The organism is Acinetobacter sp. S40, assembly GCF_016624705.1.
Taxonomy (GTDB): Bacteria; Pseudomonadota; Gammaproteobacteria; order Pseudomonadales; family Moraxellaceae; genus Acinetobacter.
This window is the reverse complement of sequence record NZ_JACVTU010000010.1, coordinates 15493-30653: the sequence shown is the minus strand read 5'-3', so window position 1 is coordinate 30653 and position 15161 is coordinate 15493. Positions and strand designations below refer to the sequence as shown.

Below are 15161 nucleotides of genomic sequence, written 5' to 3'. Positions count from 1 at the left end.
CTTGCAGTTCATAGGCTAAGTTTGTATTATGGCGGCTCGTTACGGTGAGATGGGTGAGTGGCTTAAACCACATCCCTGCTAAGGATGCGTACGGGTAACTGTACCGAGGGTTCGAATCCCTCTCTCACCGCCACTTTACTTAATGCGCTCATAGCTCAGCTGGATAGAGCACTTGGCTACGAACTAAGGGGTCGGGAGTTCGAATCTCTCTGAGCGCACCAAGTAAAACATGGCAAAAGTAACGAAGGCCAGATTAATGGCACACAAGTAATGCGCTCATAGCTCAGCTGGATAGAGCACTTGGCTACGAACTAAGGGGTCGGGAGTTCGAATCTCTCTGAGCGCACCAACTTGAACAATTAACCGCTTAAATGCGGTTTTTTTGTTTATAATATCTATAAAATGTATACCTTATTTATTTCATGCCATTGATTAAATTTCTATTTATAACCCTGTCTATCTGCTTTGTGAGTTTTATTGCTTATAAAGTCTGGCAGCCGTCTCAGGCTCAATACGAAGATTATCGCGCATTATTATGCTTGGTGATTCAACAGAATGACTTAAAAGAAAAAGATCAAATTTTCAAAGAAATGGCGAAGGTGCAAAAACATTCTTATCCAGACTATGCATTACATAAGCCTGCCTTTAAAGAACGATTTGCCCAAAAGGTCTTTTCGCAGTTTCAAGATTTAAAACGAGCCGAGCAGCAACAAGCGCGAAAGTCTTTAACGGTCTGTGAAAATTTACTCTTGTGGTGATTTTAGGGCGAGGATAGTCGAGTCTTACATTCGTTAAGAATAATAATATCAATATGTGATCTTGCTGTATATTGAAGCTAAAAAACAAGGAAATAAAAAATGACGCCTCCAGTTTTACATACGATCATCATGTATGCCAAAGATATGCAGCGGCTGGCAAAGTTTTATCAAACGTATTTTGCATTTGAAGGTGATGATTATAGTAAAGAGGGATTAATCGAATTAAACTCACCCGATCAGGGCATTACCATTTTAATTCATCAGGCGGCAAAAAGCGTAAAAACTGGTCAGGCGAATATTAAATTGGTATTTTCAGTCGAAGATATTGCTTCATTCAAGTCGCTGTGTTTATCCAAAGGGCTTATTTTTGGCGCAATACATCAGGCTAATGGTTATCAATTTGCAAATGCTAAAGATACTGAAGGTAATTCGGTTTCAATTTCCAGTCGAATATTTCGAAAGAATGCATCTATAACATTATAAATGTAAAAAAAGTTACTTTTATTACGTATTTCATATATACAGTATGTATATAAATCTTTGTAATACATTTAAATAATGTTGAAGTTGGCACATTGTTTTAGCAAAAAAATAAGCAAATTAAATCTTTAATGATTTAAACCTGTATAACGTACTCGACATTGGATTGAACATGATAGAAGCGGAACTTCCTCAAAATGAAGCGGGGCGAATATATGCACTGAATGGGTATCAAATCTTGGATACCATGGCTGAACAGGGGCTAGATGATCTGGTTCAACTTGCATCAAGAATCTGTGAAGCCCCAGTTTCTATTATCAGTCTGATTGATGAAAATCGTAGTTGGTTTAAGTCTTCTTATGGCGTGCCTCGTGGCGAAGTTGAACGTAAATATAGTATTTGTAGCCACGCAATTTTACAAAAAGATATCTTTGTGATTGAAGATACCTTATTGGATGAACGTTTTCATGACAATCCTGCGGTACGTGGAGATTTGAGTATTCGTTTCTATGCGGGTGCGCCACTGACCACTTGCGATGGTTTTAATCTGGGAACCTTATGTGTCTTGGATTCCAAACCCCGTCAGTTAAGTGAGCATCAGTATCAGGCCCTTTCTGTTCTGGCAACACAAGTCGTGCAGCAGTTTGAATTACGCAAATCTAATCTGGAAATATTGAGAAAAAATAAAGAATTGCAGTATTTAAATGAGTCTAAGGATAAGTTCTTTTCGATTATTGCTCATGATTTACGGGCACCGTTTCATGGTATTTTAGGTTTTTCTGATGTACTTGAAACTGAAATTGAAACACTGGATGAACAAAGTATTCGAGATATTGCTGGATATTTACGTAGTACAGCCCAAGCAACTTTCAAGCTGCTGGAAAATCTGCTGCAATGGGCGATGTCAGAAGGTGGCGCCATTGTTTATCAACCACAGTCCGTCAATATTGCAGAATTAATGTCAGATGTATGTGAAATTCTTCAGGCAATTGCCCAAAAAAAGAATATTCAGATCGAATGTGACATAGAAGAGGGTTTGCATTGTTACGTTGATTTGAACATGATGCTGTCCGTGCTACAGAATTTGATATCAAACGCATTAAAATTTACTCCAAATGGAGGGCAGATCTACTTATCTGCGAGGAAGCAGCAAGAACAAGTCGAAATTACAGTGCGTGATACAGGCATTGGTATGTCTGATGAAGCTTTCAAAAATTTTAATTCGAGACAGCAAATTCGCAGTGAAAAAGGCACAGAAGGTGAAAAAGGGTCAGGTCTAGGGTTATTATTGTGCTTACAGTTTATTGAAAAAAATCAGGGTGATTTGACTGTAAAAACAGAAAAAGGAGCAGGAACCACTTTTGTTATCCATTTTTCTACCCAGCAGTCTCATCGTTCACAGTTAATAAATGTAGACTATAAAATGATTGGTGAAGAATATTTATAAAATTGAAGATGATGTAACAACAGATGTCTAATAACTAAACGGTTGATGATCGTTTTGTGAAAAAGATATTATCAATGGCAAAAAAACGCGTATAATGCGCTCCATCAAGTACGCGCTCATAGCTCAGCTGGATAGAGCACTTGGCTACGAACTAAGGGGTCGGGAGTTCGAATCTCTCTGAGCGCACCAACTTGAACTCAATATGAGTTAAATTAAACCACTTTTTAAGTGGTTTTTTTGTGTCTATCATAAATAACTTTTCTTACAGCATTATTTCATTTTTTCCTTAATCTTCAGACTAAACACGGCATTGCCGCCTGCTGCTGGTAACATATCATGGTAGGGCAAACTACGCATTGCACGCAATAAAAACGGAGCTTTTTCATCAATCTTGGCGGCACTGGTCATTTTAAATAGAGTTCCATTGCTCTGCGGTAGTAATTGCATCTCTCCTTTGACAAAACGAAGATCGCCACCAATGGCACTATACTGTGATTGAGTGGAATCAATATTAAAGCGCATTTTAAAATTAAACGGAATGTTAATCACTCCTAATCCCACAGAAACCCGAAAATTCGCATCTTGCTGTTGTGGTGTAGCAGAGGTCAATTCTACTTTTTTAATTTGTCGTGGAAACAGGGTTTGAAAAGAGGCGGGATTCAGCCAGTTTTGTAATTGTTGTGGTGTTTTTGCGTAGTACTGATAGGTCGTGGTAAAACGCATAGTTTCACGACCATGGGGATAAGGCACAGTAGATGATGGTTGAATAAAAGATACTGGATAACCAGTACTTCGGCTCAGATCATTTATTTTTCTGATTTGATTGCTGTTAAGCTGCAAAGGTGGTACTTGCCCCGCTTCGAGAACAGTGGCCTGAGTTTTCATCCATTTGCGTTTTAAGGATTCCAATATAAAAGCATTACTACCGATCGGAATACCAAGCTTCGCATCAGGAACAGCAGATAAAATCTTGCGAAGTAAAAAACCATTAATCTGATTTAGATCACCCCATTGGGTTAAGGTAATCAGGGTTTTTTGTGGCCCCAGATTGAACCATTCAAATTTTCCGATCCCATAGGGTACAGGTGCATCGGTAATTAAACTGGCGACACTGTTAGTACCCACTTGGTGCTGCATGGAGATATCTTCATTGAAATTTAAGACTGGAATGGGCGTTGGAATTTGAACTTTGTACTTGACCCGAGTGATACTGCCACTTTTTTCTTCAATTTTTGCAGACTTTAGCGTAGGAAATAACCCGACATAATGGCTATAGTCCGTCAATACTTTAGCAACTTCTTGTGTGCTTACTGGAACCACAATCGCTGCACTGACAAATTGTACATTTGGTTGAGGATTTTTCTTTTGAGTAGGTACATTGGTTTTAGTGTAGGGATGGGCATAGATCACAATATTATTTTGAGCAAAATTGGCCAGTTGTTGTGGATCCTGTTGAAATACTGCAAGACTGCTAGGAATGTTCTCATTCCATGTGAAAAATTGGGCAGAACTGGAACTACTATAAGTTAAAAAACTAACAAAAATGCCGCATCCATAGGCAAATTGGCGCATAACATCCTCGCATGGTGTCATTGTTTTGATTCAGCCTTATGTGTTTAAGGGGTTTTAAGGCTAAAAAAAAGCCATTTTATGTAAATCACGATGAAATACAATCGTGTTAAATTCTTAATGAATTGTAGTTATCCCCTAAATAAAACCATAGAACTGGTGTAGTATTTTGAACGTAATTCATCGCTTATATTGAACATCTTATGTCAGAACTCCAACCTGCTATTTCACTGCGTTATCAACTTAATTTAGAAGAATCTCAAGATGGTTTTGCACTTGCGACATTTGGAAAAAAACAATTTACCCGCTTTATTACGCCCGTAATAAGTATTGCCATTATCATTTGGGGGTTTTATTTAGGTGTGGCTGGGGTGGGGCGTTATTATGTCGCACTAGGTGCCTTTTTTTTGGTGATGCAAATTTTAATGCGTTACTGGTTTTTACCGATGATGTTTAAACGTCAGTTTGTAAAATATCAGTTTGGTAAAAGTGAACAAGGTATTGATCTATATCAAGATCGTATGGAACTTTATGCGACTGGCCGCAAACAACAATTCGCGTATAGTGAAGTGGTTAATTTTGCCAAAGGTAAATTGACTTATATGATCGAACTGAAAAATCGTACTGTGATTATTGTCCCGAAACGTGCTTTTAGTGACAGCACACAACAAACTCAGTTTGAAAATACTTTTAAAAAATAATCAACACGCAATATTATGAAAAGGGAGATCTTATGAACGCACGTCCATCAAAAATTATTTGTGTGGGTAGAAGTTATGCCGAGCATGCTAAAGAATTGGGTAATGCCATTCCTGATCGCCCTGTTTTATTTATTAAGCCGCCAAGTAGCTTGATTGGTTTGCAGGATGGAATTGAATGGAATTCAGCCCATGGCAGTTGTCATTTTGAATGCGAACTGACCTTGCGTATAGATCATCCCCTTAAAAATGAAACCGATCCAGAAAAAGCATTGGCTGCAATTGGTGCTGTGACCATAGGGCTGGATTTGACCTTGCGTGATCTACAGACTGAATTGAAAAATAAAGGTCAACCGTGGGAACGTGCCAAAGCTTTCGATGGAGCTTGTGTTTTAGCAGATTGGGTTGATGTCGGTGAAATTGAAGATTGGAAACATGTGACCTATAGTTTTTATATCAATGATCAAGTTCGCCAACAAGGCGATACTGCGTATCTGCTATTAAGTATTGGTGAATATCTGTGTGATATGAGTCAGGCATTTAGTATTGAAGCAGGAGATGTAGTGATGACGGGAACCCCTGCTGGCGTTGGGCCATTGCAGCGTGGCGATCAACTCAAAATGATATTAAATGGTAAAACCCAGCAGTTTATCTGGGAAACTTTTGTCAAAGCTTAAATTTTGGATCAATGAATAGCCTGTAATTCAATTGAAGCAGGCTTTTTATGATCTAAAGGTAATTCGAGATTTCAATCAGGTTTTGATCAGGATCACGAATATATACAGATAAAATACTACCCAAAGCTCCTGTACGCAGTATAGGCCCTTGTTCAATGTGGATATGTTGCTGATCTAGATGCTGAACGATTTCTTCCAATGGCGTTTGGCTAATAAAGCAAAGATCTGCAGAGCCTGCGGTGGGAAAAGCGGCTTTGGGTTCAAATTCATGCCCCGTCTGGTGCAAATTGATTTTTTGAGATCCAAACATAAGTGCCTTTCGATTCTCTCCAAATTCAACTACTTCGAAATTTAACACGCGTTGGTAAAAAACACAGGTTGCTTCAATATCTGCAACTGTAAGCACAAGATGATCAAGATGGGAGATTTTCATAAAACTGCGTCCTATCGTTGAGCTTACGTTGCAGCAAAAGTTTGGGGAGGTTTGGGTGCGGTGATGACGATGACTATTGCTGTCGCTACAAGTGCTAAGGTCAAGTACACAACGGCATGCCATCCACCATATTCCCAGAACCAACCGCCCGCTGAACCGATAATACTTGAACCTAAATAATAAAATAACAGATACAGTGCAGTTGCATGTCCTTTGGCTTGTTTAGCTTCTAGGCCAACATTGCTACTAGCAATAGAATGAGCAATAAAATAGCCTGTGGTAATTGCAGCAATTCCGATAATAATCGCAAATAAACCCGCATTGAGGGTCATTAAGATACCACCAAGCATAAAAGCGAAACCCATTAGCATTGCTATTTTTCGACCAAATTTATCGACCAGTGAACCTGCTAAAGAGGAGGAAATCATACCGAGGCTATAAGAGAGAAAAATGAGACTAATTTGTGTTTGAGTTAATTGATAAGGTGCAGCAGCCAAGCGAAAAGTCACATAGTTAAATAAGGTGACAAAAATACTGGTGATTAGAAAACCAATTGTATAAATACGAATTAATCTTGGATTTTTTAAGTGATTTTTCCATGCCGATAAATGAAACTGAAGCTGTATGCCTTTTTGTGCAATAAAATTTTGGGATTTAGGTAATAACCATAAAAAACCTAAAGCACAAATTAGACAGATTCCACCTAATACGCCTAATGCTACACGCCATGAGAAATACTGCGTGAGTAAACCCATTCCCACACGACCCATCATGCCACCAAATGCAGTCCCTGCAATATAGAGCCCCATGGTTTTACCCAAATGAGCGGGATGAATTTCTTCGGCAATCCACGCCATCGCAACCGCGGGAACTCCACCGATTACAAAACCTTGCACAGCACGCGCAATGAGCAAAACATGCCAATCAGGCGAAAAACCACACAAAATATTAAGCAGCGCAGCTAGACCCATTGAGACAAACATGAGCCCTTTACGGCCAAGTGCCTGAGAGAATGCACTGGATAAAACGATAGAAAAAGCCAGCAAGCCCGTAGTCAGTGATAGGGCAAGTGCGCTGGTTCCTGGGCTGATATGAAATGTATGGGTGAATTCGGGCAGCAGCGGTTGCACACAATAAATCATGGAGAAGCTAGCAAAACCTAATAAGAAAAGTGCAAGACCTGCTTTAAAGTAAGCCGATGTTCCACGGCTAATCCAGTGTTCGGCATTTGCTGCATGGATGACTTGAGATGAATCAATACCGCCGTCAGACTCGCTTGCTGTTGAAGGAATCGTCATGAAATAAACCAGAGTTTAAAAAAATAAGAAGAGAGTGTGTTGGCAGTGCTTGCCTAGCTGCCAACGTGATTAGATTAGCAATCTCACTACTATTTGTCTAATATATATAGATATCAATCTCTATATGTTTTATATATGGAACTACGTCATATTCGTTATTTTTTGGTGGTTGCCGAAGAAAAAAGTTTTACTCGGGCAGCACAACGTCTGGGAATCAGTCAGCCGCCACTTAGTATGCAAATTAAAAATCTGGAAGATGAAATTGGCACGGAGCTTTTTTACCGTTCAGCGCATGGCGCAGAATTAACTGCCGCAGGACAAGTTTTTTTGAATGCGGTACAACCGATTCAGCAACGAGTCGACGATGCCGTTAGTTTGGCACAACAAATGGCAAATGGTGAATTGGGACAATTGCGGCTTGGTTTTACTGGTACGGCAATGCTTAATCCCGTTTTACCGCATAGTATTCGTTTGTTTCAGCAGCAGTATCCCCAAGTTCAACTCCGATTAGAAGAAGGAAATTCCTTGGTTTTAATTGACCGCTTACTGAATGATCAACTGGATATCGCTTTGATTCGTCCCCCGCAGCATATTCCTGCTGACATTCACATGCAGACTTTAATGTATGAGCCGCTGGTGGTGGTTATGCCCTTGGAACGGCAGATCGATCAACAACAGGAAATTCAACTTAAAGTATTAAAAGATGAAAACTTCATTATGGCAGCACATTCGGTCAGTGCAGGTCTACTTGATGCTGTATTGGCAGCGTGTCGTAGTCATGGACTAGAACCCAAAATTGGACAAAGCGCACCGCAAATTGTCTCTATCGTTTCGCTAGTGGCAGCAAATTTGGGGGTATCGTTGGTTCCAACCTCAGCCATGCAATTGGGGATTAAAGACGTACAATATTTAAATGTAGCTGAGCCTAAACCTGTGGTTGGCTTTTCTCTTGCTTATCGACGAAATACGCATTCACAAGCTGCCATTAATTTTTCGAGTTTAATTCAGTCATTGGTAAAAACCATCGATTGAATTTAGGGGGCAGAAAACGTTTTTCTGAATTGATCGGGTGTGAGTCCCATCCAACGTTTAAATAAATTGATAAAAGCCGTAGCGCTAGCATAGCCTAAATCCAGTGCAATACTTTCCACAGTATGTCCTTGTTCAAGTAACGGCAAGGCTTGCATAATGCGTAGACGCTGACGCCATTCATGCAAAGACATTCCAAGTTCACTCTGACTATATCGTGCCAATGTTCGCTCACTGGTATTCATTTGCTTTGCCAGTTCAGCCTGTGAACGATGATCTGATGGATTTTGCTTTAAATATTCAAGTAGGGGTTCAAGTAAATAATGCGAGCTGGACGGCAAATAGCTTCCAATAACTTGAGCATGCTGAAGTTGATCCAGTAATACATGCAATAAGCGCAAATGTTCATCAGGATTTATTTCAGCCGATAGCGTAGTTTTAAGATGTTCCATCATGGCAGGAACCAATGCAGAACTAAGTAAAATTCCTGCATGTTTTGGCATTTCCTGACACAAGGATTCATGAATATACACGGTACAGTGCGTTACTTTTGTCCGATTTAGGCCACTGTGTTTTAAGTGTGGTGGTAACCACAAACCATAAGGTGGTGGGGTTAAATAATGAATTGAGTCGACATTTACCTCTAAAACACCATGGTAAGCATAAATAAACTCTCCCCATGCATGCTTATGTTGAGGATAAATAGTCTGTGCCGGTGCATCTCTGATCTGGTACCAGAGCGGCGCGGGAATATCATTACAAGCCGGAATTTCTAAAAAGTTTTTAATAAGATGAGCATTTTTCTTCATATCTTGATTTGAGTTTTATTGCCTGCATTCGATGATGAATTGTCTTATTTGGACTATATCACTTAAATAAGTCAGCGCTATAGTTGTTTTGTCTATTTAACAAAGGAAGATACGGTGAATGATCGGAAGGCACTGGATGCACGAGCATCTGGTTTGATGGTGGTTTTATGTATGATTTGGGGCTTACAGCAAGTAATCTTAAAAATGGCAGCCCCTGATATTTCACCAATCATGCAAATCGGGTTACGTTCGGGGTTGGCCGCAATATTGGTTTTGCCGCTTTTATATCGTGAGAAGAATCGACAGCTTTTGGCCAGACCTTATTTACGTTCGGGTCTGTTGGTTGCTTTTTTCTTTGCCTTTGAGTTCTTCCTTTTGGCAGAAGCCATTCGACATACGTATGCATCACACACTGTAGTATTACTTTATACCGCCCCTATTTTTGTAGCTTTGGGGCTGCACTGGAAATTGCCTGCAGAACGACTAAGTGCACTGCAATGGCTTGGTATAGCTATCGCTTTTGGTGGGATAATCTTTACATTTATTCGACCTCAGAGTGTTCATGAAATTGGAGCAAACTCAATTTTATGGGGCGATTGTCTCGCACTCATGGCTGCTATCGCTTGGGCTGCGACCACGATTTCTATACGTTTAACACCTTTATCCCAAGCACCTGCTACACAGACTATGTTCTATCAAATGTTTGGTGGCTTTGTATTGCTCATGATTGCTGCATGGACCACAGGGCAAACCGAAATTCACTGGAGCAAACTGACAATTGGTAGTCTGGCATTTCACACTTTCGTTGTTTCTTTTGCTAGTTTTTTAGTGTGGTTTTGGTTATTAAGGACTTATCTGGCATCACGACTTGGTGTTTTTTCGTTCCTTACCCCAATTTTTGGTATGGGATTTGGTGTGTATTTTTTAGATGAAAAGCTTGAGATTAATTTCGTGCTTGGAACAGCTTTGGTACTGATAGGCGTTATTGTGGTCAGTTTGCCGGGTTGGATACAATCGAGACGGATTAAAATCTGTAGATACCGCTAATTAAGCGGTATCTACAAAATATCACTTATCTTCAAATATTGTAGAGAGTGGGATGGCCAATTTCGCTGCCAGATAATCATCTGATTCAATCAGTGCAGGACCAAGTTTTTGCATCCATTCATCATCTGGGTGAATATTCCCTACATCTTGGCGGCGTGGTAATGGAAAAGGCAGCGCTGTAAAAAATGACCAAAAATCGACTTGTGATAAATTTCTGACCAGTACATATTCATCTTTATCCGTACGCTTGATCAGATTCTGCTTTTCTAACATTTCTACATAACCTGGCCAGCGTCCAATTTCACCGCGTCCCATTACATCTAGTGCTTCGAGATCTGTCACACTTTCACCCAATTTTTGTTTTTTATAAAACAGCTCCAGCACATCTAGTAGCATGAGAACAGGGTGGCGTGTCTGGACTTTTTCTGAATGAAAGGCGGTTAGCGCGTAGCTGACTTCAACGCCAAGTAACACTATATTCCATGATAGAAAAATCCATAATAGAAAAATTGGAATGGCAGCAAATGCACCATACACCAATTCATAGCTGGTAAAGTTTGCCATTACAAAACTAAAAATATTTTTGAGTAACTCAAATAACGTGGCACTAAAACACGCTGCGATAGCAGAAGCGTAAAGTGGAACTGTCCGATTAGGAATGGTCCAATATAAAAAGAAAAACCCGACAATAGTTAAAGCAAAGGAAATTAGCCATAAAATGAAAGCACCATTTAACTCATAACCTGCAAAATTATTACTGAGAATACTCATGGATGCGACAGTTGAAGACAGTACAAAAGCACTACCTAAAATAATTGGCCCTAATGAAATAATGGTCCAATAACGCATAAAACCAATGATACCGCCGCGTGTCTCACGAACACGCCAGATCCGGTTAAAGGCTGTTTCAATGGTGCTAAGCATCATTACGGTAGTAACAAACAGAAATAAAATACCAATGACTGTCAGATTGCTAGATTTATCAGTAAATGAATTTAAAATTCGGTCAAAAGCAATGGTGCTTTTGGGTAAAAAATTACTATAAATAAGCTGTTGTAGTTGTTGTCTGGCTGGTTCAAGTGCCCGAATGGAGGAAATGATAACTAAAAAAACAGTTAGCATGGGAACTACAGCAAACAACGTCGTATAGGTGAGTGCCCCTGCATGTTCTCGACACCGATCAGCCTCAAAACGACGAAGTACAAACAGTACAAACTGAAACCATGTTTTATCGTAAAAAGGTAACTTTTTTAAAAAACTCAGCATAAAAATAAAGTCTCATTTTTTTGATCTTTTTAGGTTTTCCACATAAAGCTTAACCAAAAAAAGATTTAAATATCGTATAGTTTTGTTTTTAGTAAATCTGTTTAAAAATATGCAGCCTTATATTCTTGTCCTTTATTACAGTAAATATGGTTCAACCAGAGATATGGCACATTTAATTGCCAATGGAATTGAAGCCACAGGGATGAATGTGAAAATTAGAACATTACCACAACTGGCCACTGTGGTCACTGAAGCACAGCCAAGTATTCCATTAGAGGGCGATATTTATTGTACGCTGGATGATCTAGCCCATTGTTGCGGTTTAGCACTGGGTTCACCGACCCGTTTTGGTAATATGGCCAGTGAAATGAAATATTTTTGGGATCAAACAACAAGTCTCTGGCTCAATGGAGCATTACACGGCAAACCCGCTTGTGTGTTTACTGCATCAGGTTCTATGCATGGTGGACAGGAAAGCACCTTACTCACCATGCTGCCACCTTTATTTCATCATGGTATGCTGATTTTAGGCTTGCCGAATTCGATCCCTGCATTATCTAATACTAAAACTGGCGGTACGCCTTATGGTGCCAGTCATGTAAGTGGCCCAAGGCATGATCAGGAACTTAGTCAGGATGAAAAAATATTATGCGAAGCAATGGGCAAACGTTTAGGCGAAGTGGCGCTTAAACTGCTTTGAATACGCTACAGCGCGATTGGAATATACCAATCCAATCGCTAATTTAAACAATGATTTAAATAGGATAAGCGAACCTAATCAAATTATTGTTTAAAGCGATAGCCGCATTTGAGGCATTTATAATCCTGAAAAATATTTTTATCGATTATAACACCCGCTTTTTTACCAAAACGGTTACCTAGAAAGCCACCAGTGATACCGACACTAATTGCACCAACAAAGGTCCCCACTGTGCCCCCTAAAATTACGCCTAAAGGACCCGCTACAGTTCCAATTGCAGCGCCAATGGACGCACCTGAGGCTGCACCACCTACCGTTCCAGCGGCAGCACCTGCTGAGGTTAAAAGTACGCCACCCGCCTTCTGCAAAACTTGTTCGTGATCACGTTTTTCAAGATCAGTTGAACCACATTTAGGGCAGACCACTGTTGTTTCTGTTTCCTGTTGCGCTTTACCCATATCGTGTAACATCCTATTTTTCTTAAAATCATTTTAGCTGAAACAAAACATAATAGTTTAGCGCAGTTGTAAAGGGAGCAATGAAAATAGCAGGAAAATAGAATAAACGCCTAAAATAGTTGATGGGTGAGTTATACAGATATAAAAAAAGCGCTGTAGCGCGCTTTTATGTCAACATGATTATTCTGACCGAATTATTCTTTAATAAAAGTGACTTTACCATCAGTTAAAGATTGGACACGCGCTAGAGATTCAACACGATAGCCTTTTTCGATCAATAGGTCACGACCTGATTGAAACGATTTTTCAATCACAATCCCGACACCTACAATTTCAGCTTGTGCCTGCTGAATTAAATCAATAAGACCTAATGCAGCTTGACCATTTGCCAAAAAGTCATCAATTACCAAAGCTTTGTCACTTGCATTGATATGCTTGTTGGAAATAGCAATAGTGCTTTCAGTTTGTTTAGTAAATGAAAATACCTTGGCGCGATATAAATCATCTTTGAGCGTAAGTGACTGATATTTACGTGCAAAAATGACAGGAACACCCAATTCAAGACCGGTCATAATGGCAGGCGCAATCCCAGATGCCTCAATGGTAATAATCTTGGTGATGCCTGCATCTTTGAAGCGAGCAGCAAACTCTTTACCAATTTTCTGCATCAGTACAGGGTCGATTTGGTGGTTTAAGAAAGCGTCGACTTTCAAAACTTGATCAGATAGAACGATACCTTCAGTTAAGATTTTCTGTTCTAGTGCATGCACGGGAGAATCCTCTAGGGCGGATGCCTTTTCAGCAAAAGCGTATTTTAAAAAGCATCCAAAAAAATGCAAGCCAAAATCGACAATTCTTAATTAGTTTTACCAGAATAACCTGTTAAGAGCAGTCCATACGAAGTTTTTTCATCAACATGACTGACTTTCACTGGCAAATAATCCAGTTTAGGTGCTAACCAGAATGTGGTATTACGATCAGGTTTGTTGTCGTATTGAATAATCACTTTAATGGTATTAAATGAGCCATAGGGTGTTTTTACGGTTTCTGTCCCTTGTTTCACAAAACGTCGGGTATCAATTCCTTTAGCATCCGCAATTGGATAAGTGGCCTTTATGCCATTTCCCTTTAAATCTTCACGGATTTGCAACTCAGCATTTAATTCATCCAGTACGCCAGATTTCCAAGCAAATGAACGTTTTTTATCGTCCTTTTGAGTATTAATGGTTTTGCTGGACGGGTTGAAATGAATACTCATGCTATTGGTATGAACCAGAACTTTACTGTTCCGATTAAACTGCTGCGAGTTAATCTGACCATTGCTAAAGCTAAATTTACTGATTTCACTTGCTGAGGCAATCACACCCGCTTTGGCAGAAAAATCATAAGTCCAGTTATTGCCCTGTTGGCTTAAGATACGCGTACCTGAGCCCATATTTTTGCCATTATAGGAAAATTGATAACTGGCCTGAAAAGGACTCATGGCCAGCGCATGACTCGAAAAACCTGTAAATAACAGGGCAGTGGTCAGGCTAGCTGCCAAAGTCATGGTTTTCGTTACATGAAGTACCATAAGAAAGTTCCTGATGTCATAAATGAAATAATAAAAAATTTTCAATCACTCAAGATAGTATTACATTTCGCCATGGAGAAAAATGCAGTATTTCAGTGTGCAATGTTTCATTATGTTGATATTTAATGTCTTTATGAATGCTTTATTTTTAGCTTATTCATCTTTTTGCCGTATAGGCGTGACAGTGGTTTCTGCTAGCTCCAATTCCTCTTCGGCTAAATCATCGTCATTTTGGGATTTGTTGAAAAGGGCCATTAAATTGACATTCCCTAATACCACAAGTTCTGCTTCTTTAAGCTGCGCATGGTTGACATGCACTTTGGAAAGCGCATCGATCACACTGCGACTTTTGCCTAACCAGCGATTTAGATCAAGAAATAGAAGTTCATCATTGACCTTAACGACCTCGAAGCGTTCAAGAATCGGGCCTAACGGATCTTTACGTAATATCTTGTGATAGAAAAAAACATAGGCATTAAATCCTATTTTTTGTAAAGCATTTTTAAATTTGGCCTCAACAACTTGTGTATCACTAATTTGTTCAAAGACCAAAAGTTGAATATCTTTATTCAGTTCCATCTGAATTAATTTTAAATCTACAGAAAGGGTCGTATTTAAGCCTTTAAAATTTAAAGTGGCGTATAAACGTAGCCAGCCATCATAGACATCTGCATGCAGATCATCCAAAAAGCTGAGATTATCTGTCACATAGCGTTTAAAGGTTGCATTTAAAAATACTTGCGAAACTGGAATTTCACGTTCTTCTTCAATAAATTCTCCAGCTTTTTCATAAGCCCGGCGCAAGTGTTTAGAGATAGATGACAGTAATGTTGGCATAAAGGCTGTCCAAAAAATAGCTGTTTTGTTCGATTGCAAAATTACAATCTTTTTTAAAACATGAAAAAAAAATAAGTTTATT

Annotated in this window: 17 protein-coding genes and 4 tRNA genes; 12 read left to right on the top strand and 9 right to left on the bottom strand. The window is 39.4% G+C overall.

What is annotated here, in order from left to right; all coding sequences use genetic code 11:
- Positions 1-43 precede the first annotated feature (43 nt).
- From IAE19_RS12145 to IAE19_RS12115, 7 genes are all read left to right on the top strand, one after another.
- Positions 44-133, top strand: a tRNA-Ser gene (locus IAE19_RS12145).
- Positions 134-144: 11 nt separating this feature from the next.
- Positions 145-221, top strand: a tRNA-Arg gene (locus tag IAE19_RS12140).
- A 51-nt stretch (positions 222-272) separates the two neighbouring features.
- A tRNA-Arg gene (locus tag IAE19_RS12135) sits at positions 273-349 on the top strand.
- Between the two features lie 118 nt (positions 350-467).
- On the top strand, positions 468-758 hold the full coding sequence (locus tag IAE19_RS12130; RefSeq protein ID WP_320159423.1) for a hypothetical protein: 291 nt from the start codon (positions 468-470) through the stop codon (positions 756-758).
- A gap of 99 nt (positions 759-857) precedes the next feature.
- Complete coding sequence (locus IAE19_RS12125) at positions 858-1241, top strand: VOC family protein (protein WP_200461196.1); 384 nt, start codon at positions 858-860, stop codon at positions 1239-1241.
- A 169-nt stretch (positions 1242-1410) separates the two neighbouring features.
- On the top strand, positions 1411-2685 hold the full coding sequence (locus tag IAE19_RS12120) for a GAF domain-containing sensor histidine kinase (RefSeq protein ID WP_200461195.1): 1275 nt from the start codon (positions 1411-1413) through the stop codon (positions 2683-2685).
- A 112-nt stretch (positions 2686-2797) separates the two neighbouring features.
- Positions 2798-2874: transfer RNA gene (locus IAE19_RS12115), tRNA-Arg, on the top strand.
- Positions 2875-2955: 81 nt separating this feature from the next.
- On the opposite strand, the gene IAE19_RS12110 is transcribed toward IAE19_RS12115, so the two are convergent.
- Positions 2956-4257: an SRPBCC family protein gene (locus IAE19_RS12110; protein WP_200461194.1), complete on the bottom strand. Its 1302-nt coding sequence runs from the start codon at positions 4255-4257 to the stop codon at positions 2956-2958.
- Between the two features lie 200 nt (positions 4258-4457).
- Here IAE19_RS12110 and IAE19_RS12105 point away from each other — a divergent pair, with 200 nt between their 5' ends.
- Entirely contained in the window at positions 4458-4955 is a 498-nt protein-coding gene (locus tag IAE19_RS12105; protein ID WP_200461193.1) for a YcxB family protein, read from the top strand.
- Positions 4956-4987: 32 nt separating this feature from the next.
- Entirely contained in the window at positions 4988-5629 is a 642-nt protein-coding gene (locus tag IAE19_RS12100; RefSeq protein ID WP_200461192.1) for a fumarylacetoacetate hydrolase family protein, read from the top strand.
- A gap of 52 nt (positions 5630-5681) precedes the next feature.
- On the opposite strand, the gene IAE19_RS12095 is transcribed toward IAE19_RS12100, so the two are convergent.
- Both IAE19_RS12095 and IAE19_RS12090 read right to left on the bottom strand, forming a co-directional pair.
- Positions 5682-6062: a VOC family protein gene (locus IAE19_RS12095; RefSeq protein WP_200461191.1), complete on the bottom strand. Its 381-nt coding sequence runs from the start codon at positions 6060-6062 to the stop codon at positions 5682-5684.
- A gap of 23 nt (positions 6063-6085) precedes the next feature.
- Complete coding sequence (locus IAE19_RS12090; protein ID WP_200461190.1) at positions 6086-7360, bottom strand: MFS transporter; 1275 nt, start codon at positions 7358-7360, stop codon at positions 6086-6088.
- Positions 7361-7495: 135 nt separating this feature from the next.
- Here IAE19_RS12090 and IAE19_RS12085 point away from each other — a divergent pair, with 135 nt between their 5' ends.
- The gene (locus IAE19_RS12085; protein ID WP_200461189.1) at positions 7496-8392 is read left to right on the top strand and encodes a LysR family transcriptional regulator; all 897 of its coding nucleotides are present in this window, start codon (positions 7496-7498) and stop codon (positions 8390-8392) included.
- A 2-nt stretch (positions 8393-8394) separates the two neighbouring features.
- On the opposite strand, the gene IAE19_RS12080 is transcribed toward IAE19_RS12085, so the two are convergent.
- Complete coding sequence (locus IAE19_RS12080; protein WP_200461188.1) at positions 8395-9198, bottom strand: AraC family transcriptional regulator; 804 nt, start codon at positions 9196-9198, stop codon at positions 8395-8397.
- Positions 9199-9312: 114 nt separating this feature from the next.
- On the opposite strand from IAE19_RS12080, the gene IAE19_RS12075 reads away from it, so the two are divergent.
- Positions 9313-10245, top strand: coding sequence for a DMT family transporter (locus IAE19_RS12075; protein WP_200461187.1), 933 nt, complete (start codon positions 9313-9315; stop codon positions 10243-10245).
- Between the two features lie 21 nt (positions 10246-10266).
- Here IAE19_RS12075 and IAE19_RS12070 read toward each other — a convergent pair whose 3' ends face one another.
- Positions 10267-11511: a YhjD/YihY/BrkB family envelope integrity protein gene (locus tag IAE19_RS12070; RefSeq protein ID WP_200461186.1), complete on the bottom strand. Its 1245-nt coding sequence runs from the start codon at positions 11509-11511 to the stop codon at positions 10267-10269.
- Between the two features lie 109 nt (positions 11512-11620).
- Here IAE19_RS12070 and wrbA point away from each other — a divergent pair, with 109 nt between their 5' ends.
- Positions 11621-12211: an NAD(P)H:quinone oxidoreductase gene (gene wrbA / locus IAE19_RS12065; RefSeq protein ID WP_200461185.1), complete on the top strand. Its 591-nt coding sequence runs from the start codon at positions 11621-11623 to the stop codon at positions 12209-12211.
- Between the two features lie 83 nt (positions 12212-12294).
- Here the strand turns inward: wrbA and IAE19_RS12060 are convergent, their stop codons facing one another.
- From IAE19_RS12060 to IAE19_RS12045, 4 genes are all read right to left on the bottom strand, one after another.
- A complete protein-coding gene (locus tag IAE19_RS12060; RefSeq protein ID WP_200461184.1) occupies positions 12295-12669 on the bottom strand; it encodes a hypothetical protein in 375 nt (124 codons plus the stop codon).
- 194 nt (positions 12670-12863) lie between these two features.
- On the bottom strand, positions 12864-13439 hold the full coding sequence (locus tag IAE19_RS12055; protein ID WP_200461183.1) for a xanthine phosphoribosyltransferase: 576 nt from the start codon (positions 13437-13439) through the stop codon (positions 12864-12866).
- Between the two features lie 86 nt (positions 13440-13525).
- Complete coding sequence (locus tag IAE19_RS12050) at positions 13526-14242, bottom strand: DUF3108 domain-containing protein (RefSeq protein ID WP_200461182.1); 717 nt, start codon at positions 14240-14242, stop codon at positions 13526-13528.
- Positions 14243-14395: 153 nt separating this feature from the next.
- Positions 14396-15079 (bottom strand): hypothetical protein, encoded by a 684-nt coding sequence (locus IAE19_RS12045; RefSeq protein WP_200461181.1) that lies wholly within the window; start codon positions 15077-15079, stop codon positions 14396-14398.
- Positions 15080-15161 lie beyond the last annotated feature (82 nt).

What these genes read in the sequence shown, in the direction of transcription:
- IAE19_RS12125 (WP_200461196.1), top strand. Translation starts at nt 858, where the DNA reads ATGACGCCTCCAGTTTTACATACGATCATCATGTATGCCAAAGATATG.
- IAE19_RS12120 (WP_200461195.1), top strand. Translation starts at nt 1,411, where the DNA reads ATGATAGAAGCGGAACTTCCTCAAAATGAAGCGGGGCGAATATATGCA.
- IAE19_RS12110 (WP_200461194.1), bottom strand. Translation starts at nt 4,257, where the DNA reads ATGCGCCAATTTGCCTATGGATGCGGCATTTTTGTTAGTTTTTTAACT.
- IAE19_RS12105 (WP_200461193.1), top strand. Translation starts at nt 4,458, where the DNA reads ATGTCAGAACTCCAACCTGCTATTTCACTGCGTTATCAACTTAATTTA.
- IAE19_RS12100 (WP_200461192.1), top strand. Translation starts at nt 4,988, where the DNA reads ATGAACGCACGTCCATCAAAAATTATTTGTGTGGGTAGAAGTTATGCC.
- IAE19_RS12095 (WP_200461191.1), bottom strand. Translation starts at nt 6,062, where the DNA reads ATGAAAATCTCCCATCTTGATCATCTTGTGCTTACAGTTGCAGATATT.
- IAE19_RS12090 (WP_200461190.1), bottom strand. Translation starts at nt 7,360, where the DNA reads ATGACGATTCCTTCAACAGCAAGCGAGTCTGACGGCGGTATTGATTCA.
- IAE19_RS12085 (WP_200461189.1), top strand. Translation starts at nt 7,496, where the DNA reads ATGGAACTACGTCATATTCGTTATTTTTTGGTGGTTGCCGAAGAAAAA.
- IAE19_RS12080 (WP_200461188.1), bottom strand. Translation starts at nt 9,198, where the DNA reads ATGAAGAAAAATGCTCATCTTATTAAAAACTTTTTAGAAATTCCGGCT.
- IAE19_RS12070 (WP_200461186.1), bottom strand. Translation starts at nt 11,511, where the DNA reads ATGCTGAGTTTTTTAAAAAAGTTACCTTTTTACGATAAAACATGGTTT.
- wrbA (WP_200461185.1), top strand. Translation starts at nt 11,621, where the DNA reads ATGCAGCCTTATATTCTTGTCCTTTATTACAGTAAATATGGTTCAACC.
- IAE19_RS12060 (WP_200461184.1), bottom strand. Translation starts at nt 12,669, where the DNA reads ATGGGTAAAGCGCAACAGGAAACAGAAACAACAGTGGTCTGCCCTAAA.
- IAE19_RS12050 (WP_200461182.1), bottom strand. Translation starts at nt 14,242, where the DNA reads ATGGTACTTCATGTAACGAAAACCATGACTTTGGCAGCTAGCCTGACC.
- IAE19_RS12045 (WP_200461181.1), bottom strand. Translation starts at nt 15,079, where the DNA reads ATGCCAACATTACTGTCATCTATCTCTAAACACTTGCGCCGGGCTTAT.